The organism is Pseudomonas putida (assembly GCF_028682635.1).
Taxonomy (GTDB): domain Bacteria; phylum Pseudomonadota; class Gammaproteobacteria; order Pseudomonadales; family Pseudomonadaceae; genus Aquipseudomonas; species Aquipseudomonas putida_AE.
Map to the genome: position 1 here is coordinate 16,007 of NZ_JANHLK010000006.1, position 24,586 is coordinate 40,592.

Genomic DNA, 24,586 nt, shown 5'->3' on the forward strand with positions numbered 1-24,586 from the left:
GGCTTTATGGCTCGTACTACACCGATTAACCGCTACCGTAACATTGGTATCGTTGCTCACGTGGATGCTGGTAAAACCACCACCACCGAGCGCGTCCTTTTTTACACTGGCAAAAGCCACAAGATGGGCGAAGTGCATGACGGCGCTGCGACCACTGACTGGATGGTTCAGGAGCAGGAGCGTGGTATTACCATTACTTCTGCTGCTATTACCGCCTTCTGGCAGGGTTCTGCGAAGCAGCACAAAGACCAATACCGCTTCAACGTCATCGATACCCCGGGCCACGTAGACTTCACCATTGAAGTTGAGCGTTCCCTGCGTGTACTCGACGGCGCTGTCGTTGTGTTCTGTGGTACTTCCGGCGTTGAGCCGCAGTCCGAAACCGTATGGCGTCAAGCCAACAAGTACGGTGTTCCACGTATCGTTTACGTGAACAAGATGGACCGTGCCGGCGCGAACTTCCTGCGCGTGATCGCTCAGATCAAGCAGCGTCTGGGTCACACTCCGGTGCCGATCCAGTTGGCTATCGGTTCCGAAGACAACTTCCAGGGTCAGATCGATCTGATGACCATGGAAGCGGTTTACTGGAACGATGCTGACAAGGGCATGACTCCACGTCGCGAAGCCATCCCTGCTGAACTGCAGGAACTGGCTGAAGAGTGGCGCAGCAACATGGTAGAGGCTGCGGCCGAAGCCAGCGAAGAGCTGATGAACAAGTACCTGGAAGGTGAAGAGCTCACCATCGAGGAAATCAAGGCCGCTCTGCGTCAGCGTACTATCGCTGGCGAAATCGTCCTGGCTGTTTGCGGTTCTTCGTTCAAGAACAAGGGTGTTCCCCTGGTTCTCGACGCCGTTATCGACTACCTGCCGGCTCCAGTCGACATTCCTGCTATCAAGGGTTCCAACCCTGATAACGAGGAAGAAATGATGGAGCGTCATGCAGACGACAACGAGCCGTTCTCGGCTCTGGCGTTCAAGATCGCTACCGACCCATTCGTGGGTACCTTGACCTTCGTCCGCGTTTACTCGGGCGTGTTGGCCTCCGGCGACGGCGTGATCAACTCGGTTAAAGGCAAGAAAGAGCGCGTGGGTCGTATGGTGCAAATGCACGCAAACGCCCGTGAAGAGATCAAGGAAGTACGCGCTGGCGACATCGCGGCCCTGATCGGCATGAAGGACGTCACCACTGGTGAAACCCTCTGCAACGCTGACAAGCCAATCATCCTGGTTCGCATGGACTTCCCGGAGCCGGTTATTTCGGTTGCCGTAGAGCCTAAGACCAAGGATGACCAGGAAAAAATGGGTATCGCTCTGGGCAAACTTGCTCAGGAAGACCCGTCTTTCCGCGTCAAAACTGATGAAGAGACTGGTCAAACGATCATCTCCGGCATGGGCGAGTTGCACCTGGACATCCTGGTTGACCGGATGCGCCGTGAGTTCAACGTCGAAGCCAACATCGGTAAGCCTCAAGTTTCGTATCGTGAGCGCATCACGAAGAATTGCGAAATCGAAGGCAAGTTCGTTCGTCAGTCCGGCGGTCGTGGCCAGTTCGGTCACTGCTGGATCCGTTTTGCTCCTGCTGACGAAGGTCAGGAAGGTCTGCAATTCGTGAACGAAGTAGTGGGTGGTGTGGTTCCTAAGGAATACATCCCGGCTATCCAGAAGGGTATCGAAGAGCAGATGAAGAACGGCGTAGTTGCCGGCTATCCGCTGATCGGCCTGAAGGCTACCGTGTTTGATGGTTCTTACCACGACGTCGACTCGAACGAGATGGCGTTTAAGGTGGCTGCTTCCATGGCGACCAAGCAACTGGCCCAGAAGGGCGGTGGTGAGTTGCTCGAGCCGATCATGGCGGTAGAGGTTGTTACGCCTGAAGACTATATGGGTGACGTGATGGGCGACCTGAACCGTCGTCGCGGCATGATTCTGGGTATGGAAGATACGGTTTCCGGTAAGGTTATCCGTGCTGAAGTTCCGTTGGGCGAGATGTTCGGTTATGCGACCGACGTTCGTTCGATGTCCCAGGGTCGCGCAAGCTACTCTATGGAATTCAAAAAATACAATACGGCTCCGTCGCACATCGTCGAAACCGTTACCAAAAAACAAGGCTGATTCAGTCCTTTAGGCAAGGAGTTAATTGTCGTGGCTAAAGAAAAATTTGATCGTTCCCTACCGCACGTAAACGTTGGCACCATCGGCCACGTTGACCACGGTAAAACCACTCTGACCGCTGCTCTGACTCGCGTCTGCTCCGAAGTTTTCGGTTCGGCCGTAGTTGAATTCGACAAGATCGACAGCGCTCCAGAAGAAAAAGCTCGTGGTATCACCATCAACACCGCGCACGTCGAGTACAACTCGAACATTCGTCACTACGCTCACGTTGACTGCCCAGGTCACGCTGACTACGTGAAGAACATGATCACCGGTGCTGCCCAGATGGACGGCGCGATCCTGGTTTGCTCGGCCGCTGATGGTCCGATGCCACAAACCCGTGAGCACATCCTGCTGTCCCGTCAGGTAGGCGTTCCGTACATCGTGGTTTTCCTGAACAAGGCTGACCTGGTAGACGACGCTGAGCTGCTGGAACTGGTTGAGATGGAAGTTCGCGACCTGCTGTCCACCTATGACTTCCCAGGCGACGACACTCCGATCATCATCGGTTCTGCTCGTATGGCGCTGGAAGGCAAAGACGACAACGAAATGGGCACCACTGCCGTTCGTAAGCTGGTTGAAACTCTGGACACCTACATCCCAGAGCCAGAGCGTGCTATCGACAAGCCATTCCTGATGCCAATCGAAGACGTATTCTCGATCTCGGGTCGTGGTACTGTTGTGACTGGTCGTATCGAGCGCGGTATCGTTCGCGTTCAAGATGCACTGGAAATCGTTGGTCTGCGTGACACCACCACCACCACCTGCACCGGTGTTGAGATGTTCCGCAAGCTGCTCGACGAAGGTCGTGCTGGCGAGAACTGCGGCGTTCTGCTGCGTGGCACCAAGCGTGACGACGTTGAGCGTGGTCAGGTTCTGGTTAAGCCAGGTTCGGTTAAGCCGCACACCAAGTTCACCGCAGAAGTTTACGTTCTGAGCAAGGAAGAAGGCGGCCGTCACACTCCGTTCTTCAAAGGCTACCGTCCACAGTTCTACTTCCGTACTACTGACGTGACCGGTAACTGCGAGCTGCCAGAAGGCGTTGAAATGGTAATGCCAGGTGACAACATTCAGATGACTGTTACCCTGATCAAAACCATCGCAATGGAAGACGGTCTGCGCTTCGCTATCCGTGAAGGCGGCCGTACCGTTGGTGCTGGCGTTGTAGCTAAAATCATCGAGTAATCTCCTCACCGAGACAGCTTTGATGTTTTGAAAAGGCCCCCGCTCAGCGGGGGCCTTTTTTATTGGGTTGACACCTATCTGGGGCGTCTATAGAATTGCGCCTCCTTTTAACGGGCGTATTGCGCCCGGTGGGAATAGCAGCCGGAGTCTGAAATCCAATGCAAAATCAGCAAATCCGTATCAGGTTGAAGGCTTTTGACCATCGCCTGATCGACCAATCCACCCAGGAAATCGTGGAAACCGCGAAACGTACTGGTGCTCAAGTGCGTGGTCCAATTCCACTGCCTACCCGTAAAGAGCGGTTCACCGTTCTGGTCTCCCCGCACGTCAACAAAGACGCGCGTGACCAGTACGAGATCCGTACTCATAAGCGCGTTCTGGACATCGTCCAGCCAACGGATAAAACCGTTGATGCACTTATGAAGCTTGATCTTGCGGCCGGTGTGGAAGTGCAGATCAGCCTCGGCTAAGACTCGGTCTTAGTCGTGTAACGCTCTGAAATGGGCGGCCATAGCGGGTGAAAGCCCCGTACACTCATGAGGTTTACAACATGACTATTGGTGTAGTCGGTCGTAAATGCGGTATGACCCGTATTTTCACCGAAGAAGGTGTCTCCATTCCGGTCACGGTCATTGAGATCGAACCGAATCGCGTCACCCAGTTCAAAACTGAAGAGACCGATGGCTATCGTGCAGTGCAAGTCACTGTCGGCGAGCGTCGTGCTTCGCGTGTAACAGCAGCTCAGGCTGGCCACTTCGCTAAAGCGAACGTTGCCGCTGGTCGTACCGTAATGGAATTCCGCCTTGAAGAAGGCGAGTACCAGGCCGGCGATCTGATCAACGCTGAAATCTTCGCCGCTGGTCAACTGGTTGATGTAACCGGTCAGTCCAAGGGTAAAGGCTTCCAGGGTACGATCAAGCGTTGGAATTTCCGCGGGCAAGATAACACCCACGGTAACTCCGTATCCCACCGCGTTCCAGGCTCTATCGGCCAGTGCCAGACTCCTGGTCGTGTATTCAAGGGCAAAAAAATGTCCGGTCATATGGGCGCTGAGCGCGTGACCGTGCAGTCCCTCGAAGTAGTGCGCGTGGACGCTGAACGCAATCTGTTGTTGGTCAAGGGCGCTGTTCCTGGCGCTACTGGCGGCAACTTGGTTGTACGTCCAGCAGCCAAGGCTCGCGGTTAAGGGGAAGCTGACATGCAATTAAATGTAAATGACGCTCAAGCGATCGAAGTTTCCGAACTGACATTTGGCGGCGAATTCAACGAGACGCTGGTTCACCAAGCAGTCGTAGCCTACATGGCTGGCGGTCGTCAGGGTTCCAAGCAGCAAAAGACCCGTTCCGACGTTCGTGGTGGCGGTAAGCGCCCATGGCGTCAGAAAGGTACTGGCCGTGCTCGTGCCGGTACTATCCGTAGCCCAATCTGGCGTGGCGGCGGTACCACTTTCGCAGCTCGTCCTCAGGATCACTCCCAGAAGCTGAACAAGAAGATGTATCGCGCAGCAATGCGTTCCATCCTTGCTGAGCTGGTGCGTACTGATCGTCTGGTCGTGGTTCAGGATTTCGCCGTTGAAACGCCGAAAACCAAAGACCTGCTGGGCAAACTGAACAACATGAGCCTGACCGACGTTCTGATCGTGTCGGACGCTGTTGATCAGAACCTGTACCTGGCTGCTCGTAACCTGCCACACGTAGATGTACGTGACGTGCAAGGTTCCGATCCAGTTAGTCTGATCGCATACGACAAGGTGTTGATCACCGTGTCGGCCGTGAAGAAATTCGAGGAGCTGCTGGGATGAACCAGGAACGCGTATTTAAAGTTCTGCTTGGCCCGCACGTTTCCGAGAAGGCTACGGTTCTGGCAGACAAGAAAGGCCAGTTCGTTTTCAAGGTTGCTACTGACGCAACCAAGCTGGAAATCAAGAAGGCCGTCGAAAGCCTGTTCAGCGTGAAAGTAGAGCGTGTTACTACCCTGAATGTTCTGGGTAAGAGCAAGCGCACTGCTCGCGGTCTGGGCAAGCGTAATGACTGGAAGAAGGCAGTTATCTCCCTTCAGCCAGGCCAAGATCTCGATTTCAGCAGCAGTGCTGAGTAAGGAAGGGGTGCATCATGGCAATCGTTAAATGCAAACCGACTTCCCCTGGCCGCCGTTTTGTGGTCAAGGTGGTCAACCAGGAGCTGCATAAAGGCGCTCCTCACGCACCGCTGCTCGAGAAGAAGTCGAAGTCTGGTGGTCGTAACAACAATGGCCGTATTACCACTCGTCACATCGGTGGTGGTCATAAGCAGCATTATCGTCTGGTCGACTTCCGTCGCAACGACAAAGATGGCATCGCTGCCACTGTCGAGCGTATCGAATACGATCCAAACCGTACTGCTCACATCGCTCTGCTGCTGTACGCAGATGGCGAGCGTCGCTACATCATCGCCCCTAAAGGCGTGAGTGCTGGCGACCAGCTGATCGCAGGCGCACTGGCTCCAATCAAGCCAGGTAACGCTCTGCAACTGCGTAACATTCCAGTTGGTAGCACCGTACACGGCATCGAATTGAAGCCAGGTAAAGGCGCTCAGATCGCTCGTTCCGCTGGTGCTTCGGCTCAGCTGATCGCTCGTGAAGGCGTTTACGTGACCCTGCGTCTGCGTTCTGGTGAGATGCGTAAAGTGCTGGCTGAATGCCGCGCGACCCTGGGCGAGGTCTCGAACTCCGAGCACAGCCTGCGTTCGCTGGGTAAAGCTGGTGCCAAACGCTGGCGTGGCGTTCGCCCAACCGTTCGTGGTGTTGCCATGAACCCGGTTGACCACCCACATGGTGGTGGTGAAGGTCGTACCTCTGGTGGTCGTCATCCGGTATCGCCATGGGGCTTCCCGACTAAGGGCGCGAAGACTCGTGGTAATAAGCGTACCGACAAAATGATCGTCCGTCGTCGCAAGTAAATAGAGGGATACGACAGTGCCACGTTCTCTGAAAAAAGGTCCTTTTATCGATCTTCACCTACTGAAGAAGATCGAAGTGGCGGCGGAAAAGAACGATCGCAAACCGGTGAAAACCTGGTCGCGTCGTTCGATGATCCTGCCACAAATGGTCGGTCTGACCATCGCAGTACACAACGGTCGTCAACACGTCCCAGTTCTCGTTAACGAAGACATGGTCGGCCACAAACTGGGCGAGTTCGCCGGTACCCGCACTTATCGTGGGCACGTGGCAGACAAGAAAGCCAAGCGTTAAGGGGTTAGGAAATGGAAGTAGCCGCTAAGTTGTCGGGCGCTCGAATCTCCGCCCAGAAAGCCCGCTTGGTCGCCGACCAGATCCGCGGGAAGAAGGTGGGCGAAGCGCTCAACCTGTTGGCTTTCAGCAGTAAGAAAGCCGCCGAGATCATGAAGAAAGTGCTGGAGTCGGCCGTAGCCAACGCCGAGCATAACGAAGGCGCAGACGTTGATGACCTGAAGGTCAGCACCGTTTTCGTCAACGAAGGGCGTTCGCTGAAGCGCATCATGCCACGTGCCAAAGGCCGTGCTGATCGCATCGTCAAGCGGTCTTGCCATATCACTGTCAAGGTTGCTGACAAGTAACGGAGTCGAAGAGATGGGTCAGAAAGTACATCCCATTGGCATTCGCCTGGGAATCGTCAAGGAGCACACCTCCGTCTGGTACGCAGACGGTCGGACTTATGCGGACTATTTGCTCGCAGATCTGAAGGTGCGTGAGTATCTCCAAGACAAACTAAAAAGCGCGTCCGTAAGCCGTATCGATATCCATCGTCCGGCCCAAACTGCACGTATCACCATCCACACCGCTCGTCCAGGTATCGTTATCGGGAAGAAAGGTGAAGATGTTGAGAAACTGCGCCAGGACCTGACCAAGCAAATGGGTGTGCCTGTGCACATCAATATCGAAGAGATCCGCAAGCCGGAACTCGACGGTATGCTGGTTGCGCAGAGCGTAGCTCAGCAGCTGGAGCGTCGCGTAATGTTCCGTCGCGCTATGAAGCGCGCTGTACAGAACGCAATGCGCATTGGTGCCAAAGGCATCAAAATCCAAGTGAGCGGTCGTCTCGGCGGTGCTGAAATCGCACGTACTGAATGGTATCGCGAAGGTCGTGTGCCACTGCACACCCTGCGTGCCGACATCGACTATGCCAACTACGAAGCTCACACCACCTACGGTGTGATCGGTGTAAAGGTTTGGATCTTCAAAGGCGAAGTAATTGGTGGTCGCCAAGAAGAACTGAAACCACAAGCACCAGCGCCTCGTAAAAAAGCTGCTAAGTAAGGGGTACGCCAAATGTTGCAACCAAAGCGTACGAAGTTCCGCAAGCAAATGACTGGTCACAACCGTGGCCTGGCATTGCGCGGTAGCAAAGTCAGCTTCGGCGAGTTCGCGCTGAAGTCTGTAGCTCGTGGTCGTCTCACCGCTCGTCAGATCGAGTCAGCACGTCGTGCTCTGACCCGTCACGTAAAACGTGGCGGCAAGATCTGGATCCGTGTATTCCCGGACAAGCCGATCTCCAAAAAACCTCTCGAGGTTCGGATGGGTAAAGGTAAGGGTAACGTGGAATACTGGGTTGCCCAGATTCAGCCAGGCAAAGTCCTGTATGAAATCGAGGGTGTTTCTGAAGAGCTGGCGCGTGAGGCTTTCGCCCTGGCTGCTGCAAAGCTGCCGCTCGCCACCTCCTTTGTTAAACGGACGGTGATGTGATGAAAGCGAATGAACTTCGTGAAAAATCCGCACAGCAGCTGAACGAGCAACTGCTCGGCCTGCTGCGCGACCAGTTCAATCTGCGTATGCAGAAAGCAACTGGCCAGTTGGGGCAGTCTCATCTGCTCTCGCAAGTTAAGCGTGACATCGCTCGCGTGAAGACTGTGCTCAACCAGCAGGCAGGTAAGTAATCATGGCTGAAGCCGAAAAAACTGTCCGTACGCTGACTGGCCGTGTTGTCAGCGACAAGATGGACAAAACCATCACCGTTCTGATCGAGCGTCGCGTTAAGCACCCGATCTACGGTAAATACGTTAAGCGTTCGACTAAGCTGCACGCGCACGACGAAACCAATCAGTGCCACATCGGCGACAAAGTCACTATTCGTGAAACTCGTCCTTTGGCCAAGACCAAGTCTTGGGCGCTGGTTGATGTTCTCGAACGCGCTGTGGAAGTCTAAGGACTAGGGGTCGGAGAAATTATATGATTCAGACTCAATCCATGCTCGATGTGGCCGATAACAGCGGCGCTCGCCGCGTTATGTGCATCAAGGTGCTGGGTGGCTCCCATCGTCGTTACGCTGGTATCGGTGACATCATCAAGGTTACCGTTAAGGAAGCAATTCCTCGCGGTAAAGTGAAAAAAGGCCAAGTGATGACTGCTGTTGTAGTCCGCACTCGTCACGGCGTACGTCGTGCTGATGGCTCCATTATCCGCTTTGATGGCAACGCTGCTGTTCTTCTGAACAACAAGCAAGAGCCGATCGGCACCCGTATCTTTGGGCCAGTGACCCGTGAACTTCGTACTGAGAAGTTCATGAAGATCGTCTCGCTCGCCCCAGAAGTGCTGTAAGGAGATCCGACATGCAAAAGATTCGTCGTGACGACGAGATCATCGTGATCGCCGGCAAAGACAAAGGTAAGCGCGGTAAGGTGCTGAAGGTTCTTGCTGACAACCGTCTGGTTGTTGGTGGTCTGAACCTGGTCAAGCGTCATACCAAGCCTAACCCGATGTCGGGCGTACAAGGCGGTATCGTCGAGAAAGAAGCGCCACTGCACGCTTCTAACGTAGCCATCTTCAACGGCGAAACCAACAAGGCTGACCGCGTTGGTTTCAAAGTAGAAGACGGTAAGAAAATTCGTGTCTTCAAGTCGACCCAAAAAGCGGTTGATGCTTGAACACTGCTAGGTAGAAGACCATGGCACGACTAAAAGAGATTTACCGGAAGGAAATCGCTCCGAAACTTAAGGAAGAACTTAAGCTTTCGAACGTGATGGAAGTTCCGCGCGTTACCAAAATCACCCTGAACATGGGTCTGGGCGAAGCGATCGGCGACAAAAAAGTCATCGAGCACGCTGTTGCTGACCTGGAAAAGATCACCGGCCAGAAAGTCGTTGTGACCTACGCTCGCAAATCCATCGCTGGCTTTAAAGTCCGTGAAGGTTGGCCGATCGGCGTCAAAGTGACCCTGCGCCGTGAGCGTATGTACGAGTTCCTGGATCGTCTGCTGTCGATCTCCCTGCCTCGGGTTCGCGACTTCCGCGGCCTGAATGCCAAGTCCTTCGATGGTCGTGGTAACTACAGCATGGGCGTGAAAGAGCAGATCATCTTCCCGGAAATCGACTACGACAAGATCGATGCTCTCCGCGGTCTGGACATCACCCTGACCACCACTGCCAAGAACGATGATGAAGGCCGCGCTCTGCTGCGTGCGTTCAAATTCCCGTTCCGCAACTGATTGGAGTAGGACCATGGCCAAGATGAGCATGAAAAACCGCGAGCTGAAGCGTCAGCTCACGGTTGCCAAGTACGCCAAGAAGCGTGCAGCACTGAAAGCTATCATCGTTGATCTGAACGCAAGTCCAGAAGCACGTTGGGAAGCTACAGTAGCCCTGCAGAAGCAGCCACGTGACGCAAGCGCTTCGCGCATGCGTAACCGCTGCCGCCTGACCGGTCGTCCACACGGCGTTTACCGCAAGTTCGGCCTCGGCCGTAACAAACTGCGTGAAGCGGCAATGCGTGGTGACGTACCAGGTCTGGTTAAAGCCAGCTGGTAAGTACTGTCAAAGTCTCGGTGCGAAGGTTCGCAAGAACCTGACCACCGGTGGCCTTGAATCTGGAACAAGCCCCTTTTGGGGCTTGTTTCATTTCCGGAGTGTGTCTAGAATACCCGGCTCGCCTGAGCCCGTGTTTTTTTACCCGGAGATTCTCGGCGACACGTAGTAGCCGCAAGGCTAATTTTTCTGTATTAGGAGCGTCTAGCCCATGAGTATGCAGGACCCGTTAGCGGACATGCTAACTCGAATCCGTAATGCCCAGATGGCTGAAAAGTCCGTCGTAAGCATGCCATCTTCCACGTTGAAGGTAGCTGTTGCCAAAGTCCTGAAGGACGAAGGTTACATCGCGGGTTATCAGATCAGCAGCGAAACCAAACCACTGCTGTCTATCGAGCTGAAATACTTCGAAGGCCGTCCGGTTATCGAAGAAGTGAAGCGCGTTAGCCGTCCAGGCCTGCGTCAGTACAAGTCCGTCGATGATCTGCCAAAAGTTCGTGGCGGTCTCGGTGTGTCTATCGTCTCCACCAACAAGGGTGTGATGACTGATCGTGCTGCGCGCGCTGCCGGTGTCGGCGGCGAAGTTCTTTGCACTGTGTTCTAAGGGGGGATAAGCATGTCTCGCGTCGCTAAGAACCCCGTTAAGCTGCCAGCCGGCGTCGAAGTAAAATTCGCAGGCCAACAGCTTTCGGTGAAGGGTGCCAAGGGCACTCTCGAACTGAACATCCATTCGTCCGTTGAGATCGTTGAAGAAGCTGGTGAGCTGCGTTTCGCTGCTCGCAATGGCGATCAACAAACTCGCGCAATGGCTGGTACCACTCGTGCGTTGGTAAACAACATGGTCCAAGGCGTAAGCCAAGGCTTCGAGCGCAAGCTCCAGCTGGTCGGTGTTGGTTACAAAGCGCAAGCAAAAGGCACAGTGCTGAACCTGGCTCTTGGCTTCTCGCATCCAGTGGATTACGAACTGCCGGAAGGCATCACCGCTGAGACTCCTAGCCAGACCGATATCCTGATCAAGGGCATCGACAAGCAGCTGGTAGGTCAAGTGGCCGCCGAGATCCGCGACTTCCGTCCACCAGAGCCGTACAAAGGCAAAGGTGTGCGCTACGCGGACGAAGTCGTCCGTCGTAAAGAAGCCAAGAAGAAGTAGGGCATAGCAAATGACCGACAAAAAAGTTACTCGACTGCGTCGCGCTCGCAAAGCACGCCTGAAAATGCACGAACTCGAAGTCGTGCGTCTCTGCGTGTTCCGCTCTTCGCAGCACATCTACGCCCAGGTCATTTCGGCCGACGGCAACAAAGTCCTGGCAAGCGCCTCGACTTTGGATAAAGAACTGCGTGATGGCGCCACTGGCAACATCGACGCGGCCACTAAGGTTGGCCAGCTGGTCGCTACGCGTGCTAAGGCCGCTGGCGTCTCGCAGGTGGCTTTCGACCGCTCTGGCTTCAAGTACCACGGCCGCGTTAAAGCGCTGGCTGATGCTGCTCGTGAAGCTGGGCTGGAGTTCTAAGTTATGTCAAATAACGACCAAAAGCGCGACGAAGGCTACATCGAGAAGCTGGTTCAAGTTAACCGCGTAGCCAAAACCGTTAAAGGCGGCCGTATCTTCACTTTCACCGCGTTGACCGTGGTTGGTGATGGTAAAGGGCGTGTTGGCTTCGGCCGTGGCAAGTCGCGTGAAGTGCCTGCTGCGATCCAGAAGGCAATGGAAGCTGCTCGCCGCAACATGATCCAGGTTGATCTGAACGGCACCACCCTGCAGTACGCAATGAAGTCCGCCCATGGCGCTTCGAAGGTGTACATGCAGCCTGCTTCTGAAGGTACCGGTATCATCGCTGGCGGCGCTATGCGTGCCGTTCTCGAAGTTGCTGGCGTTCAGAACGTTCTGGCCAAGTGCTACGGCTCGACTAACCCTGTAAACGTGGTTCACGCCACTTTCAAGGGTCTGAAGGCTATGCAGTCTCCTGAATCCATTGCCGCCAAGCGTGGCAAAAGCGTCAAGGAGATCTTCTGATCATGGCTACCGTTAAAGTTACGCTGATCAAAAGCATGACCGGCCGCATCCCTAACCACAAACTGTGCGTTAAGGGTCTGGGTCTGCGTCGCATCGGTCACACTGTAGAAGTCCAGGATACTCCCGAGAATCGCGGGATGATCAACAAGGCTTACTACATGCTGCGTGTCGAGGGTTAATCGATGAAACTCAATGATCTGAGTCCAGCGCCGGGTTCCCGTCGCGAAAAGCATCGTCCGGGCCGTGGTATCGGTAGTGGTTTGGGTAAGACTGGTGGCCGTGGTCACAAAGGTCAGACTTCCCGCTCCGGTGGCACCATTGCTCCAGGCTTTGAAGGCGGTCAACAGCCGCTGCATCGTCGCCTGCCGAAGTTCGGTTTCGTTTCCCTGAAAGCCATGGACCGCGCAGAAGTGCGTCTGTCCGAGCTGGCCAAAGTGGAAGGCGACATCGTCACCGTGCAGTCCCTGAAAGATGCCAACGTGATCAACGTCAACGTACAGCGTGTGAAAATCATGCTGTCCGGTGAAGTGACTCGCGCTGTCACTATCGGCAAGGGAATCGGCGCCACCAAAGGTGCGCGTGCGGCTATCGAAGCAGCTGGCGGCAAGTTCGAGGAATAAATGGCTAAGCAAGGTGCTCTCTCTGCGCTCGGCAAAGGCGGTATGTCTGAACTCTGGGCTCGTCTGCGTTTTCTGTTCCTGGCGATTATCGTCTACCGAATAGGCGCACACATCCCGGTTCCAGGTATCAACCCGGACCGACTCGCGGACCTGTTTCGACAGAATGAGGGGACCATTCTTAGCTTGTTCAACATGTTTTCCGGCGGCGCGCTGGAGCGGATGAGCATCTTTGCACTGGGGATCATGCCGTACATTTCGGCATCGATCATCATGCAACTGATGTCAGCCGTCAGCCCGCAGCTGGAGCAGTTGAAGAAGGAAGGTGAAGCTGGCCGTCGCAAGATCAGCCAGTACACCCGCTACCTCACTGTCGTCCTTGCTCTTGTCCAGGCCATTGGCATGTCCATTGGTCTGGCGGGGCAGGGCGTTTCGTTCACTGGTGACTTTAGCTTCCATTTCGTCGCGGTAACCACTTTTGTGGCTGGTGCGATGTTCATGATGTGGCTGGGTGAGCAGATTACTGAGCGTGGTGTTGGCAACGGTATCTCGATGTTGATTTTTTCGGGTATCGTCGCCGGTCTTCCGAGAGCGATCGGGCAGTCTTTCGAGTCTGCACGTCAGGGTGATATCAACATCTTCGCCCTGGTTGCCATCGGTTTGCTGGCAGTAGCGATCATCGGTTTCGTGGTGTTCATTGAGCGTGGTCAGCGTCGTATCGCTGTTCACTACGCCAAGCGTCAGCAGGGCCGCAAGGTCTTCGCTGCGCAGACTAGCCACTTGCCGCTGAAAGTGAACATGGCCGGTGTTATTCCGGCCATTTTCGCGAGCAGCATTTTGCTGTTCCCGGCTTCGCTGGGTGCCTGGTTCGGTCAGTCTGAAGGTATGGGCTGGTTGCAGGACATCTCGCAGTCGATCGCTCCTGGTCAGCCGTTGAATATTCTGCTGTTTAGTGCAGGGATTATTTTCTTCTGCTTCTTCTATACGGCGTTGATGTTCAATCCGAAAGACGTAGCGGAAAACCTGAAGAAGTCCGGTGCCTTTATTCCGGGCATCCGTCCAGGTGAGCAGTCTGCGCGCTACATTGATGGCGTTCTGACTCGTTTGACCCTGTTCGGTGCTCTTTACATGACGGCCGTGTGCCTGTTGCCCCAGTTCCTGGTGGTTGCAGCCAACGTTCCGTTCTACCTTGGCGGGACCTCGTTGCTGATCGTCGTCGTGGTTGTGATGGACTTCATGTCCCAAGTACAATCGCACCTCGTTTCGCACCAGTACGAATCCCTGATGAAGAAAGCCAACCTGAAGGGTTACGGCAGCGGCATGCTGCGCTGACCCATAAGGTTCGAGGAGTTGGTGATGAAAGTTCGTGCATCGGTGAAAAAGCTGTGCCGTAACTGCAAGATTATTCGCCGCGAAGGTGTTGTTCGAGTAATTTGCAGCGCGGAACCGCGTCACAAACAGCGCCAAGGCTGAGTGTGATTGTGCTTCAAGCCCGGCAGCTAGTGCGCTGCCGGGTTGATTATTTGTTATTACAGCGATATTATCTCGCGCCCTATTTCTTGGCTTCCGGGGCGTAGGTAGCTGTCAATTGGAGTCCCACTGAATGGCCCGTATTGCAGGCGTTAACATTCCAGATAACAAGCATACTGTTATCTCGCTGACCTACATCTATGGTGTTGGTCGCACTACTGCACAGAAAATTTGTGCAGAGACTGGGGTAAACCCAGCAGCAAAGATCAAAGATCTGAGCGACGAGCAGATTGAACAGCTGCGTGGCGAAGTGGCGAAGTTCACCACTGAAGGTGACCTGCGTCGCGAAATCAACATGAAAATCAAGCGCTTGATGGACCTCGGTTGCTATCGCGGTCTGCGTCATCGTCGTGGTCTGCCAGTACGCGGTCAGCGTACCAAGACCAACGCGCGTACCCGTAAAGGTCCGCGTAAGCCGATCCGCAAGTAATCGCCCCAGCGAATCGACAGGAAAATTATCATGGCAAAACCTGCTGCTCGTCCTCGTAAAAAAGTTAAAAAGACAGTGGTTGATGGCATCGCCCACATCCATGCATCTTTTAACAACACCATCGTGACCATTACCGACCGTCAAGGTAACGCTCTTTCCTGGGCTACCTCCGGTGGTTCGGGTTTCCGCGGTTCCCGCAAGTCCACCCCGTTTGCTGCTCAAGTAGCTGCTGAACGTGCTGGTCAAGCTGCGCTGGAATACGGCCTGAAAAACCTCGACGTAAACGTCAAAGGTCCAGGTCCAGGTCGTGAATCCGCAGTCCGCGCTTTGAACGGCTGTGGCTACAAGATCGCCAGCATCACCGACGTGACGCCAATCCCGCACAACGGGTGCCGTCCGCCGAAGAAGCGCCGCGTGTAATCCAGGAGATTGTAAAGAATGGCTCGTTACATTGGTCCAAAATGCAAACTCGCTCGTCGCGAAGGCACCGATCTCTTTCTGAAGAGCGGCGTGCGCGCGATCGAATCGAAGTGCAACATTGAAGCAGCACCTGGTATCCACGGCCAACGCCGCGGTCGCCAGTCCGACTACGGCACCCAACTGCGTGAAAAGCAGAAGGTCCGTCGTATCTACGGCGTTCTCGAGCGTCAATTCAGCGGCTACTACAAAGAAGCTGCTGGCAAGAAAGGTGCAACCGGTGAAAACCTGCTGCAACTGCTCGAATGCCGTCTGGACAACGTTGTATACCGTATGGGCTTTGGTTCGACTCGTGCCGAATCCCGTCAGCTGGTATCGCACAAGTCGATCAGCGTAAACGGTCAGACCGTTAACGTTCCGTCCTACCAGGTTCGTGCTGGTGACGTGGTCGCTGTTCGCGAGAAAGCAAAAAACCAACTTCGCATTGTCCAAGCTCTCGATCTGTGTGCCCAACGTGGCCGCGTAGAATGGGTAGAAGTAGACACTGAGAAGAAGTCGGGCGTTTTCAAGAACGTTCCAGCTCGCAGTGATCTGTCCGCCGACATCAACGAAAGCCTGATTGTCGAGCTCTACTCCAAGTAAGGGCTAGAAAATAGGTGCATCCATGCAGATTTCGGTAAATGAGTTCCTGACACCTCGCCACATTGATGTGCAAGTTGTCAGTCCAACCCGCGCCAAGATCACGCTCGAGCCTCTCGAGCGTGGCTTTGGCCACACCCTGGGCAACGCGCTGCGCCGCATCCTGTTGTCCTCAATGCCCGGCTGTGCAGTAGTCGAGGCCGAGATTGACGGTGTGCTCCACGAGTACAGCGCCATCGAAGGTGTACAGGAAGACGTAATTGAAATCCTGTTGAACCTTAAAGGTCTGGCTATCAAGCTGCACGGCCGTGACGAAGTTACGCTGACCTTGTCGAAGAAGGGTTCGGGGGTGGTTACCGCTGCCGATATTCAGCTGGATCATGATGTCGAGATCGTTAACCCCGATCACGTAATCGCTAACCTGGCGTCTAACGGCGCCCTGAACATGAAGCTCGTAGTAGCTCGTGGTCGTGGTTATGAACCGGCAGACTCGCGTCAGAGCGATGAAGACGAAAGCCGCAGCATCGGTCGCTTGCAGCTTGACTCTTCGTTCAGCCCGGTTCGCCGTATCGCATACGTGGTGGAAAACGCCCGTGTCGAACAGCGTACTAACCTGGACAAGCTGGTTATTGATCTGGAAACCAACGGTACCCTGGATCCTGAAGAGGCTATCCGCCGTGCTGCAACCATTCTGCAACAGCAGTTGGCTGCGTTCGTCGACCTCAAAGGTGACAGTGAGCCAGTGGTTGTCGAGCAGGAAGACGAGATCGATCCGATCCTGCTTCGCCCGGTTGACGATCTGGAACTGACTGTACGTTCGGCTAACTGCCTTAAGGCGGAAAACATCTACTACATCGGCGACCTGATTCAGCGTACCGAAGTAGAGCTGTTGAAGACTCCGAACCTGGGCAAGAAATCCTTGACTGAAATCAAGGACGTTCTGGCCTCCCGCGGTCTGTCCCTCGGCATGCGCCTCGACAACTGGCCGCCTGCAAGTCTTAAGAAGGACGACAAGGCGACTGCCTGATCGTCGTAATCACCGAACGTAGTGTTTGGTAAGGAATGAACCATGCGTCATCGTAAAAGTGGTCGTCACCTGAGCCGCACCAGCTCGCACCGCAAGGCCATGTTCCAAAACATGGCGGTGTCGCTGTTCGAGCACGAGCTGATCAAAACGACTCTGCCAAAAGCTAAAGAACTGCGCCGCGTTGCCGAGCCGCTGATCACTTTGGCCAAGACAGATAGCGTTGCTAACCGTCGTCTGGCTTTCGACCGTACTCGTTCGAAAGCTATCGTTGGTAAGCTCTTCAACGACCTGGGCAAGCGTTACGCTACCCGTGAGGGTGGCTACCTGCGCATCCTCAAGTGCGGTTTCCGCGCTGGCGACAACGCGCCTATGGCGTACGTCGAGTTGGTTGATCGTGCTACTGCTGGCGAAGCTGTATCTGCCGAGTAAGACGTCAGTCTGAAACAAAAAACCGGGCCTAGTGCCCGGTTTTTTGTGCCTGTAGTAAACGCGCCCTTTGTACAAGTCTCTCCTTCGTCACGTCGTCATTATGTGATGGGGATGATCATTAGTATTTCTCTATCGATGTCTACAGGTTAATGAATTTGTAGCTGACACAGCGATGATCAATACTCCTTCTCAGCCGATAGCCGGCAGTTCAAGACCGATAGATGAAGGAAGATCGCATGAGCCAAAACAAAACGCTTACCACCGCCAGTGGCGCTCCTGTTGCCGATAACCAGAATTCCCGTTCCGCCGGCCCTCGCGGCCCACTGCTGCTCGACGACTTCCACCTGATCGAAAAGCTGGCACACTTCAACCGCGAAAACATCCCGGAACGCCGTGTGCACGCCAAAGGCTCAGGCGCCTACGGTACCTTTACTGTTACGCGGGATATCACCCAATACACCAGCGCCAAGCTCTTCGAGACCGTCGGTAAGCAGACGCCAACCTTCCTGCGATTTTCCACTGTCGGTGGTGAACGCGGTTCAGCGGATACCGAGCGCGATCCTCGTGGTTTCGCGCTGAAGTTCTACACCGAGGAAGGCAACTGGGACATTGTTGGCAACAACACGCCGGTGTTCTTCATCCGTGATCCGTTGAAATTCCCGGACTTTATTCATACCCAGAAGCGCCTGCCGCAAAGCAATCTCAAAAGCGCACAGGCCATGTGGGACTTCTGGTCGCACTCTCCGGAGGCGCTGCACCAGGTCACCATTCTGTTCTCCGACCGGGGTATTCCTGATGGCTACCGTCACATGCACGGCTTCGGCAGCCACACTTACAGCCTGATCAGCGCCAATGGCGAGCGCCATTGGGTCAAGTGGCACTACAAGACCCAACAAGGGATCAAGAATCTCGCCCCTGCAGAGGCGGCGCGCCTGGCAGGCACCGATCCGGATTACGCCCAGCGCGACCTGTTCGCAGCCATCGAGCGCGGTGACTTTCCGAAATGGCGTGTGTGCATCCAGATCATGACCGAGGCCCAGGCCGCAGCACACTACGAGAACCCGTTCGACGTGACCAAGACCTGGTCGCAGAAGGAGTTCCCGTTGATCGAAGTCGGTGAGTTAGAGCTCAATCGAAACCCGCTGAACTACTTTGCCGAAGTCGAGCAAGCCGCGTTCGGCCCCAGCAACATGGTGCCAGGCGTAGGACTTTCGCCAGACCGCATGCTGCAAGGTCGTGTGTTCGCTTACGCTGATGCGCACCGCTACCGTGTCGGCACCAATCACCAGCAGTTGCCAGTGAACGCGCCACGCAGTCCGGTGAACACCTATCAGCGCGATGGCTCCATGGCTTTTGGCAGCAATGGCGGTGCGGCACCGAACTACGAGCCCAATAGCTACATCGAGTCGCCAAAACAGGCACCTCGTTATGCTGAACCGGCGCTGGCCTTGAGCGGTGCGGCTGATCGCTACGATCATCGCGAAGACACCGACTATTACAGCCATGCCGGTGCGCTGTTCCGCCTGATGAGTGACGAGCAAAAAGCGCTGTTGGTCAATAACATCGCCAGCGCCATGGCGGGTGTTTCCACCGACGTGGTTGATCGTCAATTGCAGCATTTCTACAAGGCGGATCCGGCGTATGGAGAAGCAATCGCAACGCTGCTCAACGTACAGCTTAACGAAGTCTAAATGAGAAGCAGAACCGCCCTTAATTGGGCGGTTTTTGCGTTATTTAAGCTGCTTTTCTCAGAATATCTTCGCTTTTATTGCGTCTTCCGAGTGACGTTAGGGCCGGGTTGGTTCAAACTACAGACTTTCAAGCAGGGAGATGTAGGGCGATGCAAGGCCACCCAGACGTTATCGATTACCTCAACACGTTGCTGACCGGCGAACTGGCCGCGCGTGATCAATATTTCGTCCACTCGCGGATGTATGAGGACTGGGGTTTCACCAAGCTCTACGAACGAATCAACCACGAGATGGAAGAGGAAGCAGGGCACGCTGATGCACTGATGCGCCGGATCCTGATGCTCGAAGGCACGCCGCGCATGCGTCCGGACGATCTGGATGTCGGCACCACAGTGACGGAGATGCTCGAAGCGGATCTGCGCCTGGAATACAAGGTACGGGCTGCGCTGTGCAAGGGCATCAAGCTCTGCGAGCAGCACAAGGACTATGTCAGTCGCGAAATGCTACGGGTCCAGTTGCATGACACCGAAGAAGATCACACCTACTGGCTCGAGAAGCAGTTGGGCTTGATCAAGTTGATCGGTCTCGAGAATTACCTGCAATCCCACACCTGATTGCGGTGGATACAAAAAAGCCCCTGTCACTGATGAAGTGACAGGGGCTTTTTCATGGGGCTCGATCAGGCCCGGTCGCGCTCCAGCAAAGGCTTGAGGTAGTAACCGGTGTGGGACTGCTTCATCTCGGATACTTCCTCAGGCGTGCCGACGGCAATGATCTGCCCGCCCTTCGAACCTCCTTCCGGCCCCAGGTCCACCAGCCAGTCGGCGGTCTTGATGACGTCCAGGTTGTGCTCGATCACAACCACGGTGTTGCCGTGGTCACGCAGGCGATGCAACACGTCCAGCAGTTGCTGGATGTCCGCGAAGTGCAGCCCGGTGGTGGGTTCGTCGAGGATGTACAGGGTCTTGCCGGTATCACGCTTGGACAGCTCGCGGGACAGTTTCACCCGCTGGGCTTCACCGCCGGACAGCGTGGTCGCCGATTGCCCCAGCTTGATGTACGACAGACCGACGTCCATCAACGTTTGCAGCTTGCGCGCCAGGGCCGGTACCGCATCGAAGAACTCCCGGGCTTCCTCGATGGTCATCTCGAGGGTTTCATGGATGCTCTTGCCCTTGTACTTGATCTCGAGGGTTTCACGGTTGTAGCGCTTGCTCTTGCAGACATCGCAGGGCACGTAGATGTCCGGCAGGAAGTGCATTTCCACCTTGATCAGGCCATCACCCTGGCAGGCCTCGCAGCGTCCGCCCTTGACGTTGAAGGAGAAACGCCCGGGGCCATAACCGCGGGAGCGAGATTCCGGCACGCCGGCAAACAGCTCGCGAATCGGTGTGAACAGGCCGGTGTAGGTGGCCGGGTTGGAACGCGGCGTACGACCGATGGGGCTCTGGTCGATGTCGACGACCTTGTCCAGGTGCTCCAGGCCCTTGATGCTGTCGTGAGCGGCCGCTTCGAGGGTGGTTGCACCGTTGAGTGCCGTGGCGCTCAACGGGAAGAGCGTGTTGTTGATCAGCGTCGACTTGCCTGAGCCGGACACGCCGGTCACGCAGGTCAGCAGGCCGATCGGGATCTCCAGGTCGACATTGCGCAGGTTGTTGCCACGGGCACCCTTGAGTGTCAGCGACAACTTCTTGTTGCGCGGCGTACGTTTGGCCGGCACCGCGATCTTCACCCGGCCCGACAGGTACTTGCCGGTCAGGGAGTCGGGATGCGCCATTACCTCGGCCGGCGTACCTTCGGCGACGATGTACCCACCGTGAACCCCCGCGCCCGGGCCGATATCCACGACATAGTCGGCCAAGCGAATCGCGTCTTCATCGTGCTCGACCACGATTACCGTGTTGCCGATGTCTCGCAGGTGTTTCAGGGTGCCGAGCAAGCGGTCGTTATCGCGCTGGTGCAGGCCGATCGAAGGTTCGTCGAGGATGTACAGGACGCCGACCAGGCCGGCGCCGATTTGGCTGGCCAGGCGAATACGCTGGGCCTCGCCACCGGACAGGGTGTCCGCGCTGCGATCCAGCGACAGATAATCGAGGCCGACGTTGACCAGGAACTGCAGGCGTTCGCGAATTTCCTTGAGGATCTTGTCGGCAATCTCGCCACGACGGCCAGTCAGCTTCAACCCACCGAAATAATCGCAGGCATCGCCGATGGGCAGGTTGGTCACCGCCGGCAGGGTTTTTTCGCCGACCCACACATGCCGCGCCTCGCGACGCAGGCGGGTGCCGCGGCAATCAGGGCAGGACTGGGTGCTGAGGAACTTGGCCAGTTCTTCGCGTACCGAGGCCGACTCGGTTTCGCGATAACGACGCTCCAGGTTGGGCACGATGCCTTCGAACGGGTGCGAGCGCTTGACGATATCGCCGCGGTCATTCAGGTATTTGAAATCGACGTTTTGCGAACCGCTGCCGTGCAGGATGCTCTTCTGCTGATCGGCCGGCAGTTCGTTGAACGGCACTTCCAGGCTGAACTTGTAGTGGGAGGCCAGCGAGCCGAGCATCTGGAAATAATAGACGTTGCGCCGGTCCCAGCCGCGAATCGCGCCTTCTGCCAGGGTCAGTTCACCGTTGACCAGGCGCTTGATGTCGAAGAACTGCTTGACCCCCAGGCCATCACAGGTCGGGCAGGCGCCGGCCGGGTTGTTGAAGGAAAACAGCTTGGGCTCGAGTTCGCTGATGGCATGGCCACAGATCGGACAGGCAAAACGCGCGGAGAAGATCATCTCTTCGCCCGGCTCGTCGTCCATCGGCGCCACCAGGGCGATGCCGTCTGCCAGTTTCAGCGCGGTCTCGAACGATTCGGCCAGGCGCTGTTGCAGATCGGCGCGAACCTTGAAACGGTCGACCACGACATCGATGGTATGTTTTTTCTGCTTGTCGAGCTTGGGGGCTTCGTCCAGCTCGTAAAGCTTGCCGTTGATCCGCGCACGGACGAACCCTTGGGCGCGCAGCTCTTCGAAGACTGAAAGGTGTTCACCTTTGCGCTCGCGAATGACCGGGGCCAGCAGCATCAGCTTGCTGCCCTCCGGTTCGGCGAGGACCAGGTCGACCATCTGGCTGACGGTCTGCGCTTCCAGGGGAATGTCGTGGTCCGGGCAGCGCGGAATGCCGACGCGTGCATACAGCAGGCGCAGGTAGTCGTAGATTTCGGTGATGGTGCCGACGGTCGAACGCGGGTTGTGCGAGGTCGACTTCTGTTCGATGGAGATCGCCGGCGACAGGCCTTCGATGGTGTCGACGTCAGGTTTTTCCATCATCGACAGGAACTGCCGGGCGTAGGCCGACAGCGACTCGACATAACGACGCTGGCCTTCGGCGTACAGCGTGTCGAAAGCCAGGGAGGACTTGCCGGAGCCGGACAGGCCGGTGATGACGATCAGCTTGTCCCTTGGCAGGGTCAGGTCGATGTTCTTCAGGTTGTGGGTTCGGGCCCCACGAATCAGGATCTTGTCCAAAGTGGCCTCGCTCGGCGGGCGTCGAAAACGTAGGAGTATACGGCCAAACACTGGATGGATGCACACTATCGAATACTGGTTTTGTCGCCTTACATGAAAGCTCTTTCATCTACACGTGGCAAAGCGTCGCGATATACCCTGTCAATCGATGGGACTGGTAGAATCGCCGCCGGTTCACATGAGGTTTTTCCATGCACGATCCCCACAGCGAACGCATGAGTGGCAGTGAGACCCGCGCAGCAAGCGGTCTGGCCCTGGTGTTCGCCTTCCGTATGCTTGGCATGTTCATGGTGTTGCCGGTATTGGCGACCTATGGCATGGACCTGGCGGGAGCGACCCCGGCCCTCATCGGGCTGGCGATTGGCGCTTACGGCCTGACCCAGGCGATTTTCCAGATTCCCTTCGGTTTCATTTCCGACCGCATCGGGCGCCGCCCGGTGATTTACCTGGGGCTGATCGTCTTCGCCCTCGGCAGCGTTTTGGCGGCTAACGCCGACTCGATCTGGGGCGTGATCGCCGGGCGCATCCTGCAAGGTGCCGGGGCGATTTCCGCGGCGGTGATGGCGTTGCTGTCAGACCTGACCCGCGAGCAGCATAGGACTAAAGCCATGGCCATGATCGGCATGACGATCGGCCTGTCGTTTGCGGTTGCCATGGTGGTGGGGCCGTTGCTGACCCGTGCTTTCGGCCTGTCCGGATTGTTCCTGGCCACGGGTGGCATGGCACTGGTCGGTATCGTGATCGTGATGTTCATGGTGCCGCGCTCCACGGGGCCGTTGCAGCACCGTGAATCCGGCGTCGCCCGCCAGGCACTGATACCGACGCTCAAGCACCCGGACCTGCTGCGCCTGGATCTTGGTATCTTCGTGTTGCATGCGATGCTGATGTCGAGTTTCGTTGCCTTGCCCCTGGCGCTGGTCGAGAAAGCCGGGCTGCCCAAGGAGCAGCATTGGTGGGTGTACCTGACCGCGCTGCTGATTTCCTTCTTCGCCATGATTCCGTTCATCATCTACGGCGAGAAGCGACGCAAAATGAAACGAGTTTTGCTCGGCGCCGTCGTGACGCTGATGCTCACTGAGCTATTCTTCTGGCAGTTCGGCGACAGCTTGCGAGCTCTGGTGATTGGAACCGTGGTGTTTTTCACGGCCTTCAATCTGCTGGAAGCTTCGTTGCCGTCGCTGATCAGCAAGGTTTCACCGGCGGGCGGCAAGGGCACGGCGATGGGGGTCTACTCCACCAGTCAGTTCCTCGGTTCGGCACTGGGCGGCATACTCGGCGGCTGGCTGTTCCAGCATGGCGGTCTGTCGGTTGTGTTCCTTGGATGCGCCGGTCTGGCTGCCCTCTGGCTGGCCTTTGCTGTTACCATGCGTGAACCTCCCTACGTGACAAGCCTGCGCTTGCCATTGTCGCCCGAGGCGATCCGCGAAGCGGGGCTGGTTGAGCGCCTGAAGGCCGTCGTAGGGGTAACAGATGCAGTGATAGTCGCTGATGAGGCGGCCATTTACATCAAATTGGACACCGAACTATTGGATCGCACCACCCTTGAGCGCCTGGTGAACAACCCGGCCGGGGCAGCGTGCGTAGCCTAGGAGAACGTAATGGCCCGTGGGGTTAACAAAGTCATATTGGTCGGCACTTGCGGCCAGGATCCTGAAGTTCGTTACCTGCCGAATGGCAACGCCGTGACCAACCTGAGTCTGGCAACCAGCGAACAGTGGACCGACAAGCAAACCGGTCAGAAAGTCGAAAAAACCGAATGGCACCGTGTGTCGATGTTCGGCAAGGTCGCAGAGATCGCCGGCGAATACCTGCGTAAAGGTTCGCAGGTCTACATCGAAGGCAAACTGCAGACCCGCGAGTGGGAAAAAGATGGTATCAAGCGTTACACCACTGAAATCGTGGTCGACATGCAAGGCACCATGCAATTGCTGGGCGGTCGTCCACAGCAGGGTGACCAGCAAGGCCAGGGCGGTGGTAACAACTACCAGCAATCCGCGCCACGCCAGCAGGCTCCGCGTCCACAGCAGTCGGCCCCGCAACAGTCGCGCCCGGCTCCTCAGCAGGCGGCTCCGCAGCCGGCTCCGGACTTCGACAGCTTCGATGACGATATCCCGTTCTAAAACAGCGGTAAGCCCCGAGCTACAAGCGGCGAGCTGAAAAACAAAACCCGCACTTCGATCTGAAGTGCG

At 56.1% G+C, this 24,586-nt stretch carries 35 protein-coding genes; 34 read left to right on the forward strand and 1 reads right to left on the reverse strand.

Annotated elements, in window-relative coordinates; genetic code table 11:
- The first annotated feature begins 6 nt into the window (after positions 1 to 6).
- From fusA to bfr, 32 genes are all read left to right on the forward strand, one after another.
- Positions 7 to 2,112, forward strand: coding sequence for an elongation factor G (gene fusA / locus NPS56_RS09310; RefSeq protein WP_034148075.1), 2,106 nt, complete (start codon positions 7 to 9; stop codon positions 2,110 to 2,112).
- A 30-nt stretch (positions 2,113 to 2,142) separates the two neighbouring features.
- Positions 2,143 to 3,336 carry an elongation factor Tu gene (gene tuf / locus NPS56_RS09315; RefSeq protein WP_008065716.1) on the forward strand — a complete coding sequence of 398 codons (1,194 nt, stop codon included), beginning with the start codon at positions 2,143 to 2,145 and terminating at the stop codon, positions 3,334 to 3,336.
- 158 nt (positions 3,337 to 3,494) lie between these two features.
- Entirely contained in the window at positions 3,495 to 3,806 is a 312-nt protein-coding gene (rpsJ, locus tag NPS56_RS09320; protein ID WP_003186070.1) for a 30S ribosomal protein S10, read from the forward strand.
- 80 nt (positions 3,807 to 3,886) lie between these two features.
- Positions 3,887 to 4,522, forward strand: coding sequence for a 50S ribosomal protein L3 (gene rplC, locus NPS56_RS09325; protein ID WP_003186059.1), 636 nt, complete (start codon positions 3,887 to 3,889; stop codon positions 4,520 to 4,522).
- A gap of 12 nt (positions 4,523 to 4,534) precedes the next feature.
- Positions 4,535 to 5,137, forward strand: coding sequence for a 50S ribosomal protein L4 (rplD, locus tag NPS56_RS09330; protein WP_003228735.1), 603 nt, complete (start codon positions 4,535 to 4,537; stop codon positions 5,135 to 5,137).
- On the forward strand, positions 5,134 to 5,433 hold the full coding sequence (gene rplW / locus NPS56_RS09335) for a 50S ribosomal protein L23 (RefSeq protein WP_002555488.1): 300 nt from the start codon (positions 5,134 to 5,136) through the stop codon (positions 5,431 to 5,433). The genes rplD and rplW overlap by 4 nt, the downstream gene beginning before the upstream one ends.
- A 14-nt stretch (positions 5,434 to 5,447) precedes the next feature.
- Complete coding sequence (gene rplB / locus NPS56_RS09340; protein ID WP_003186055.1) at positions 5,448 to 6,272, forward strand: 50S ribosomal protein L2; 825 nt, start codon at positions 5,448 to 5,450, stop codon at positions 6,270 to 6,272.
- Positions 6,273 to 6,288: 16 nt separating this feature from the next.
- The gene (gene rpsS, locus NPS56_RS09345; RefSeq protein WP_002555486.1) at positions 6,289 to 6,564 is read left to right on the forward strand and encodes a 30S ribosomal protein S19; all 276 of its coding nucleotides are present in this window, start codon (positions 6,289 to 6,291) and stop codon (positions 6,562 to 6,564) included.
- Between the two features lie 11 nt (positions 6,565 to 6,575).
- On the forward strand, positions 6,576 to 6,908 hold the full coding sequence (rplV, locus tag NPS56_RS09350; protein ID WP_003103908.1) for a 50S ribosomal protein L22: 333 nt from the start codon (positions 6,576 to 6,578) through the stop codon (positions 6,906 to 6,908).
- A 13-nt stretch (positions 6,909 to 6,921) separates the two neighbouring features.
- Positions 6,922 to 7,608 (forward strand): 30S ribosomal protein S3, encoded by a 687-nt coding sequence (gene rpsC, locus NPS56_RS09355; RefSeq protein WP_008065719.1) that lies wholly within the window; start codon positions 6,922 to 6,924, stop codon positions 7,606 to 7,608.
- 12 nt (positions 7,609 to 7,620) lie between these two features.
- Entirely contained in the window at positions 7,621 to 8,034 is a 414-nt protein-coding gene (gene rplP, locus NPS56_RS09360; RefSeq protein ID WP_003228729.1) for a 50S ribosomal protein L16, read from the forward strand.
- Positions 8,034 to 8,225, forward strand: coding sequence for a 50S ribosomal protein L29 (gene rpmC, locus NPS56_RS09365; RefSeq protein WP_002555481.1), 192 nt, complete (start codon positions 8,034 to 8,036; stop codon positions 8,223 to 8,225). Before rplP ends, rpmC begins: the two co-directional genes overlap by 1 nt.
- A gap of 2 nt (positions 8,226 to 8,227) precedes the next feature.
- On the forward strand, positions 8,228 to 8,494 hold the full coding sequence (rpsQ, locus tag NPS56_RS09370) for a 30S ribosomal protein S17 (protein ID WP_003176419.1): 267 nt from the start codon (positions 8,228 to 8,230) through the stop codon (positions 8,492 to 8,494).
- 23 nt (positions 8,495 to 8,517) lie between these two features.
- Complete coding sequence (gene rplN, locus NPS56_RS09375) at positions 8,518 to 8,886, forward strand: 50S ribosomal protein L14 (protein WP_002555479.1); 369 nt, start codon at positions 8,518 to 8,520, stop codon at positions 8,884 to 8,886.
- Positions 8,887 to 8,897: 11 nt separating this feature from the next.
- A complete protein-coding gene (gene rplX / locus NPS56_RS09380; RefSeq protein WP_003186046.1) occupies positions 8,898 to 9,212 on the forward strand; it encodes a 50S ribosomal protein L24 in 315 nt (104 codons plus the stop codon).
- A 20-nt stretch (positions 9,213 to 9,232) separates the two neighbouring features.
- On the forward strand, positions 9,233 to 9,772 hold the full coding sequence (gene rplE / locus NPS56_RS09385) for a 50S ribosomal protein L5 (protein WP_003210069.1): 540 nt from the start codon (positions 9,233 to 9,235) through the stop codon (positions 9,770 to 9,772).
- A gap of 13 nt (positions 9,773 to 9,785) precedes the next feature.
- Positions 9,786 to 10,091 (forward strand): 30S ribosomal protein S14, encoded by a 306-nt coding sequence (rpsN, locus tag NPS56_RS09390; protein ID WP_003176414.1) that lies wholly within the window; start codon positions 9,786 to 9,788, stop codon positions 10,089 to 10,091.
- Between the two features lie 208 nt (positions 10,092 to 10,299).
- Positions 10,300 to 10,692 (forward strand): 30S ribosomal protein S8, encoded by a 393-nt coding sequence (gene rpsH / locus NPS56_RS09395; RefSeq protein ID WP_008065722.1) that lies wholly within the window; start codon positions 10,300 to 10,302, stop codon positions 10,690 to 10,692.
- A gap of 12 nt (positions 10,693 to 10,704) precedes the next feature.
- The gene (rplF, locus tag NPS56_RS09400) at positions 10,705 to 11,238 is read left to right on the forward strand and encodes a 50S ribosomal protein L6 (protein ID WP_003176412.1); all 534 of its coding nucleotides are present in this window, start codon (positions 10,705 to 10,707) and stop codon (positions 11,236 to 11,238) included.
- 10 nt (positions 11,239 to 11,248) lie between these two features.
- The gene (gene rplR, locus NPS56_RS09405) at positions 11,249 to 11,599 is read left to right on the forward strand and encodes a 50S ribosomal protein L18 (RefSeq protein WP_003186037.1); all 351 of its coding nucleotides are present in this window, start codon (positions 11,249 to 11,251) and stop codon (positions 11,597 to 11,599) included.
- Positions 11,600 to 11,602: 3 nt separating this feature from the next.
- Positions 11,603 to 12,103, forward strand: coding sequence for a 30S ribosomal protein S5 (gene rpsE / locus NPS56_RS09410; RefSeq protein WP_003186035.1), 501 nt, complete (start codon positions 11,603 to 11,605; stop codon positions 12,101 to 12,103).
- Positions 12,104 to 12,105: 2 nt separating this feature from the next.
- Entirely contained in the window at positions 12,106 to 12,282 is a 177-nt protein-coding gene (gene rpmD / locus NPS56_RS09415) for a 50S ribosomal protein L30 (RefSeq protein WP_003176408.1), read from the forward strand.
- Positions 12,283 to 12,285: 3 nt separating this feature from the next.
- Positions 12,286 to 12,723, forward strand: a complete 438-nt coding sequence (rplO, locus tag NPS56_RS09420; RefSeq protein ID WP_003228720.1) for a 50S ribosomal protein L15 — start codon at positions 12,286 to 12,288, stop codon at positions 12,721 to 12,723.
- Entirely contained in the window at positions 12,724 to 14,052 is a 1,329-nt protein-coding gene (secY, locus tag NPS56_RS09425) for a preprotein translocase subunit SecY (protein ID WP_274074389.1), read from the forward strand. It begins immediately after the preceding gene.
- 24 nt (positions 14,053 to 14,076) lie between these two features.
- Positions 14,077 to 14,193, forward strand: coding sequence for a 50S ribosomal protein L36 (gene rpmJ, locus NPS56_RS09430; protein WP_002555468.1), 117 nt, complete (start codon positions 14,077 to 14,079; stop codon positions 14,191 to 14,193).
- A 130-nt stretch (positions 14,194 to 14,323) separates the two neighbouring features.
- Positions 14,324 to 14,680 carry a 30S ribosomal protein S13 gene (rpsM, locus tag NPS56_RS09435; protein ID WP_009045849.1) on the forward strand — a complete coding sequence of 119 codons (357 nt, stop codon included), beginning with the start codon at positions 14,324 to 14,326 and terminating at the stop codon, positions 14,678 to 14,680.
- 30 nt (positions 14,681 to 14,710) lie between these two features.
- Positions 14,711 to 15,100 carry a 30S ribosomal protein S11 gene (gene rpsK, locus NPS56_RS09440; RefSeq protein WP_002555466.1) on the forward strand — a complete coding sequence of 130 codons (390 nt, stop codon included), beginning with the start codon at positions 14,711 to 14,713 and terminating at the stop codon, positions 15,098 to 15,100.
- Between the two features lie 18 nt (positions 15,101 to 15,118).
- Positions 15,119 to 15,739: a 30S ribosomal protein S4 gene (gene rpsD / locus NPS56_RS09445; protein WP_003176404.1), complete on the forward strand. Its 621-nt coding sequence runs from the start codon at positions 15,119 to 15,121 to the stop codon at positions 15,737 to 15,739.
- Positions 15,740 to 15,761: 22 nt separating this feature from the next.
- Positions 15,762 to 16,763, forward strand: a complete 1,002-nt coding sequence (locus NPS56_RS09450; RefSeq protein ID WP_007970428.1) for a DNA-directed RNA polymerase subunit alpha — start codon at positions 15,762 to 15,764, stop codon at positions 16,761 to 16,763.
- Between the two features lie 42 nt (positions 16,764 to 16,805).
- A complete protein-coding gene (gene rplQ, locus NPS56_RS09455; protein ID WP_007970429.1) occupies positions 16,806 to 17,192 on the forward strand; it encodes a 50S ribosomal protein L17 in 387 nt (128 codons plus the stop codon).
- A 236-nt stretch (positions 17,193 to 17,428) separates the two neighbouring features.
- The gene (locus NPS56_RS09460) at positions 17,429 to 18,883 is read left to right on the forward strand and encodes a catalase (RefSeq protein WP_274074390.1); all 1,455 of its coding nucleotides are present in this window, start codon (positions 17,429 to 17,431) and stop codon (positions 18,881 to 18,883) included.
- Positions 18,884 to 19,032: 149 nt separating this feature from the next.
- A complete protein-coding gene (bfr, locus tag NPS56_RS09465; protein ID WP_008053867.1) occupies positions 19,033 to 19,497 on the forward strand; it encodes a bacterioferritin in 465 nt (154 codons plus the stop codon).
- A gap of 65 nt (positions 19,498 to 19,562) precedes the next feature.
- Here bfr and uvrA read toward each other — a convergent pair whose 3' ends face one another.
- Positions 19,563 to 22,397: an excinuclease ABC subunit UvrA gene (uvrA, locus tag NPS56_RS09470; RefSeq protein ID WP_274074391.1), complete on the reverse strand. Its 2,835-nt coding sequence runs from the start codon at positions 22,395 to 22,397 to the stop codon at positions 19,563 to 19,565.
- A 191-nt stretch (positions 22,398 to 22,588) separates the two neighbouring features.
- Between uvrA and NPS56_RS09475 the strand changes: the two genes are divergently transcribed.
- Both NPS56_RS09475 and NPS56_RS09480 read left to right on the forward strand, forming a co-directional pair.
- Complete coding sequence (locus tag NPS56_RS09475) at positions 22,589 to 23,986, forward strand: MFS transporter (protein WP_274074392.1); 1,398 nt, start codon at positions 22,589 to 22,591, stop codon at positions 23,984 to 23,986.
- 9 nt (positions 23,987 to 23,995) lie between these two features.
- Positions 23,996 to 24,517 (forward strand): single-stranded DNA-binding protein, encoded by a 522-nt coding sequence (locus NPS56_RS09480; protein ID WP_020799826.1) that lies wholly within the window; start codon positions 23,996 to 23,998, stop codon positions 24,515 to 24,517.
- Positions 24,518 to 24,586 lie beyond the last annotated feature (69 nt).

What these genes read in the sequence shown, in the direction of transcription:
- fusA (WP_034148075.1), top strand. Translation starts at nt 7, where the DNA reads ATGGCTCGTACTACACCGATTAACCGCTACCGTAACATTGGTATCGTT.
- rpsJ (WP_003186070.1), top strand. Translation starts at nt 3,495, where the DNA reads ATGCAAAATCAGCAAATCCGTATCAGGTTGAAGGCTTTTGACCATCGC.
- rplC (WP_003186059.1), top strand. Translation starts at nt 3,887, where the DNA reads ATGACTATTGGTGTAGTCGGTCGTAAATGCGGTATGACCCGTATTTTC.
- rplD (WP_003228735.1), top strand. Translation starts at nt 4,535, where the DNA reads ATGCAATTAAATGTAAATGACGCTCAAGCGATCGAAGTTTCCGAACTG.
- rplW (WP_002555488.1), top strand. Translation starts at nt 5,134, where the DNA reads ATGAACCAGGAACGCGTATTTAAAGTTCTGCTTGGCCCGCACGTTTCC.
- rplB (WP_003186055.1), top strand. Translation starts at nt 5,448, where the DNA reads ATGGCAATCGTTAAATGCAAACCGACTTCCCCTGGCCGCCGTTTTGTG.
- rplV (WP_003103908.1), top strand. Translation starts at nt 6,576, where the DNA reads ATGGAAGTAGCCGCTAAGTTGTCGGGCGCTCGAATCTCCGCCCAGAAA.
- rpsC (WP_008065719.1), top strand. Translation starts at nt 6,922, where the DNA reads ATGGGTCAGAAAGTACATCCCATTGGCATTCGCCTGGGAATCGTCAAG.
- rplP (WP_003228729.1), top strand. Translation starts at nt 7,621, where the DNA reads ATGTTGCAACCAAAGCGTACGAAGTTCCGCAAGCAAATGACTGGTCAC.
- rpmC (WP_002555481.1), top strand. Translation starts at nt 8,034, where the DNA reads ATGAAAGCGAATGAACTTCGTGAAAAATCCGCACAGCAGCTGAACGAG.
- rpsQ (WP_003176419.1), top strand. Translation starts at nt 8,228, where the DNA reads ATGGCTGAAGCCGAAAAAACTGTCCGTACGCTGACTGGCCGTGTTGTC.
- rplN (WP_002555479.1), top strand. Translation starts at nt 8,518, where the DNA reads ATGATTCAGACTCAATCCATGCTCGATGTGGCCGATAACAGCGGCGCT.
- rplX (WP_003186046.1), top strand. Translation starts at nt 8,898, where the DNA reads ATGCAAAAGATTCGTCGTGACGACGAGATCATCGTGATCGCCGGCAAA.
- rplE (WP_003210069.1), top strand. Translation starts at nt 9,233, where the DNA reads ATGGCACGACTAAAAGAGATTTACCGGAAGGAAATCGCTCCGAAACTT.
- rpsN (WP_003176414.1), top strand. Translation starts at nt 9,786, where the DNA reads ATGGCCAAGATGAGCATGAAAAACCGCGAGCTGAAGCGTCAGCTCACG.
- rpsH (WP_008065722.1), top strand. Translation starts at nt 10,300, where the DNA reads ATGAGTATGCAGGACCCGTTAGCGGACATGCTAACTCGAATCCGTAAT.
- rplF (WP_003176412.1), top strand. Translation starts at nt 10,705, where the DNA reads ATGTCTCGCGTCGCTAAGAACCCCGTTAAGCTGCCAGCCGGCGTCGAA.
- rplR (WP_003186037.1), top strand. Translation starts at nt 11,249, where the DNA reads ATGACCGACAAAAAAGTTACTCGACTGCGTCGCGCTCGCAAAGCACGC.
- rpsE (WP_003186035.1), top strand. Translation starts at nt 11,603, where the DNA reads ATGTCAAATAACGACCAAAAGCGCGACGAAGGCTACATCGAGAAGCTG.
- rpmD (WP_003176408.1), top strand. Translation starts at nt 12,106, where the DNA reads ATGGCTACCGTTAAAGTTACGCTGATCAAAAGCATGACCGGCCGCATC.
- rplO (WP_003228720.1), top strand. Translation starts at nt 12,286, where the DNA reads ATGAAACTCAATGATCTGAGTCCAGCGCCGGGTTCCCGTCGCGAAAAG.
- secY (WP_274074389.1), top strand. Translation starts at nt 12,724, where the DNA reads ATGGCTAAGCAAGGTGCTCTCTCTGCGCTCGGCAAAGGCGGTATGTCT.
- rpmJ (WP_002555468.1), top strand. Translation starts at nt 14,077, where the DNA reads ATGAAAGTTCGTGCATCGGTGAAAAAGCTGTGCCGTAACTGCAAGATT.
- rpsM (WP_009045849.1), top strand. Translation starts at nt 14,324, where the DNA reads ATGGCCCGTATTGCAGGCGTTAACATTCCAGATAACAAGCATACTGTT.
- rpsK (WP_002555466.1), top strand. Translation starts at nt 14,711, where the DNA reads ATGGCAAAACCTGCTGCTCGTCCTCGTAAAAAAGTTAAAAAGACAGTG.
- rpsD (WP_003176404.1), top strand. Translation starts at nt 15,119, where the DNA reads ATGGCTCGTTACATTGGTCCAAAATGCAAACTCGCTCGTCGCGAAGGC.
- NPS56_RS09450 (WP_007970428.1), top strand. Translation starts at nt 15,762, where the DNA reads ATGCAGATTTCGGTAAATGAGTTCCTGACACCTCGCCACATTGATGTG.
- rplQ (WP_007970429.1), top strand. Translation starts at nt 16,806, where the DNA reads ATGCGTCATCGTAAAAGTGGTCGTCACCTGAGCCGCACCAGCTCGCAC.
- NPS56_RS09460 (WP_274074390.1), top strand. Translation starts at nt 17,429, where the DNA reads ATGAGCCAAAACAAAACGCTTACCACCGCCAGTGGCGCTCCTGTTGCC.
- bfr (WP_008053867.1), top strand. Translation starts at nt 19,033, where the DNA reads ATGCAAGGCCACCCAGACGTTATCGATTACCTCAACACGTTGCTGACC.
- NPS56_RS09475 (WP_274074392.1), top strand. Translation starts at nt 22,589, where the DNA reads ATGCACGATCCCCACAGCGAACGCATGAGTGGCAGTGAGACCCGCGCA.
- NPS56_RS09480 (WP_020799826.1), top strand. Translation starts at nt 23,996, where the DNA reads ATGGCCCGTGGGGTTAACAAAGTCATATTGGTCGGCACTTGCGGCCAG.